Annotated in this window: 1 protein-coding gene and 3 pseudogenes; all 4 read right to left on the reverse strand. The window is 71.5% G+C overall.

Annotated features, from left to right (window positions below):
- A pseudogene (locus C1I89_RS11870) lies at positions 1 to 198 on the reverse strand (threonine transporter RhtB); the annotation flags it as partial.
- Between the two features lie 41 nt (positions 199 to 239).
- A pseudogene (locus C1I89_RS11875) lies at positions 240 to 1,142 on the reverse strand (helicase-related protein); the annotation flags it as partial.
- Positions 1,097 to 1,228 (reverse strand): annotated as a pseudogene (locus C1I89_RS11880) (threonine transporter RhtB); the annotation flags it as partial. The pseudogenes C1I89_RS11880 and C1I89_RS11875, both read right to left, overlap by 46 nt.
- A gap of 41 nt (positions 1,229 to 1,269) precedes the next feature.
- On the reverse strand, positions 1,270 to 2,409 hold a 1,140-nt coding region (locus C1I89_RS11885), incomplete at its 5' end, for a DEAD/DEAH box helicase (RefSeq protein WP_102772988.1).

The raw sequence follows: 2,409 nt of genomic DNA on the forward strand, positions 1-2,409 counted from the left end.
GGCCAGCACCGCGCCCAGGCCCACGGCCACGACCACGAACTGGAACAGGATGCCCATGATCAGGCCGGCCGTGTTCCAGTAGCCGCGCGCGAACCCGTACTTCAGCCCGGAAGACATGGCCGAGATCGCGCCCGCGCCGGGCGAGAACGAAATGGCCCAGGAGGCCAGGAAAAACGTCAACCAGGTGGATAAGGGCATGGCGCGGGTCCGTGATCGCGGTTCTGGGGTTGCCGGTGATATTACTTGCTCAGCAGCGCGGCGCGCGCGGGGCGTCCCGCGCCGCCATTGCCGGCCGGACGGGCGGCGCCTTCCGGACGGCGATGGTTCTGCTGCGGGCGGTTTTCGTTGCGGCCGGCGTGGGCCGGGCGGTCGGCGGGCTTGCCGTCGCGCGGGGCGTGGCTGGCGCGGCCTTCGCCGGCGCGGGCCGGCGCCGGCGCGCGGCCGCCGGCGGCCGAACGGGGCTGGCCCTGGGCCGGACGTCCGCGCCCGCCATTGGCGTTGCCGCCGCGGCCGTTGCGGTTGCCGCCGCGCGGGCTGCGGTTGTCTTCCTCGCGCTCCTGGCGCTCGTAGGCGGCGGCGCTGGTGGCGGGCGGGGTCCAGCCTTCGACCGGCTTGCGCTCGATGGTCTTCTTGATCAGGCGCTCGATGTCCTTGAGCAGCTTGATTTCGCTGTTGTCGACCAGCGAGACCGCGGCGCCGGTGGCGCCGGCGCGGCCGGTGCGGCCGATGCGGTGCACGTAGTCCTCGGGCACGTTGGGCAGCTCGAAGTTCACCACCTGGGGCAGCTGGTCGATGTCCAGGCCGCGCGCGGCGATGTCAGTGGCCACCAGCACCGCCACGGAGCTGTCCTTGAAGCCGGCCAGCGCGCGGGTGCGGGCCGACTGGCTCTTGTTGCCGTGGATGGCGGCGGCGGTCAGGCCGTCCTTGACCAGCTTTTCGGCCAGGCGGTTGGCGCCGTGCTTGGTGCGCGTGAACACCAGCACCTGGTGCCAGCCGCTTTCGCGGATGATGTGGCTGAGCAGGTCGCGCTTGTGGTGCTGTTCCACCATGTGCACGGTCTGGGTGACCAGCTCGGTGGCGGTGTTGCGCGGGGTNCGGCCGTGTTCCAGTAGCCGCGCGCGAACCCGTACTTCAGCCCGGAAGACATGGCCGAGATCGCGCCCGCGCCGGGCGAGAACGAAATGGCCCAGGAGGCCAGGAAAAACGTCAACCAGGTGGATAAGGGCATGGCGCGGGTCCGTGATCGCGGTTCTGGGGTTGCCGGTGATATTACTTGCTCAGCAGCGCGGCGCGCGCGGGGCGTCCCGCGCCGCCATTGCCGGCCGGACGGGCGGCGCCTTCCGGACGGCGATGGTTCTGCTGCGGGCGGTTTTCGTTGCGGCCGGCGTGGGCCGGGCGGTCGGCGGGCTTGCCGTCGCGCGGGGCGTGGCTGGCGCGGCCTTCGCCGGCGCGGGCCGGCGCCGGCGCGCGGCCGCCGGCGGCCGAACGGGGCTGGCCCTGGGCCGGACGTCCGCGCCCGCCATTGGCGTTGCCGCCGCGGCCGTTGCGGTTGCCGCCGCGCGGGCTGCGGTTGTCTTCCTCGCGCTCCTGGCGCTCGTAGGCGGCGGCGCTGGTGGCGGGCGGGGTCCAGCCTTCGACCGGCTTGCGCTCGATGGTCTTCTTGATCAGGCGCTCGATGTCCTTGAGCAGCTTGATTTCGCTGTTGTCGACCAGCGAGACCGCGGCGCCGGTGGCGCCGGCGCGGCCGGTGCGGCCGATGCGGTGCACGTAGTCCTCGGGCACGTTGGGCAGCTCGAAGTTCACCACCTGGGGCAGCTGGTCGATGTCCAGGCCGCGCGCGGCGATGTCAGTGGCCACCAGCACCGCCACGGAGCTGTCCTTGAAGCCGGCCAGCGCGCGGGTGCGGGCCGACTGGCTCTTGTTGCCGTGGATGGCGGCGGCGGTCAGGCCGTCCTTGACCAGCTTTTCGGCCAGGCGGTTGGCGCCGTGCTTGGTGCGCGTGAACACCAGCACCTGGTGCCAGCCGCTTTCGCGGATGATGTGGCTGAGCAGGTCGCGCTTGTGGTGCTGTTCCACCATGTGCACGGTCTGGGTGACCAGCTCGGTGGCGGTGTTGCGCGGGGTCACGGAGACCTCGCCGGGATTGTTCAGCACGCCGCGCGCCAGGGTGCGGATGTCGTCGGAGAAGGTGGCCGAGAACAGCAGGTTCTGGCGCTGCTTGGGCAGCAGCGCGAGGATCTTGCGGATATCGCGGATGAAGCCCATGTCCAGCATGCGGTCGGCTTCGTCCAGCACCAGGATCTCGACGCCGGACAGGTCGATGGTTTTCTGGCCGCAGTGGTCCAGCAGGCGGCCGGGCGTGGCCACCAGGATGTCCAGCGGCTTTCTCAGCGCGGAGATCTGCGGGTT

This window comes from Achromobacter pulmonis (genome assembly GCF_002885955.2).
Lineage (GTDB): Bacteria > Pseudomonadota > Gammaproteobacteria > Burkholderiales > Burkholderiaceae_B > Achromobacter > Achromobacter pulmonis_A.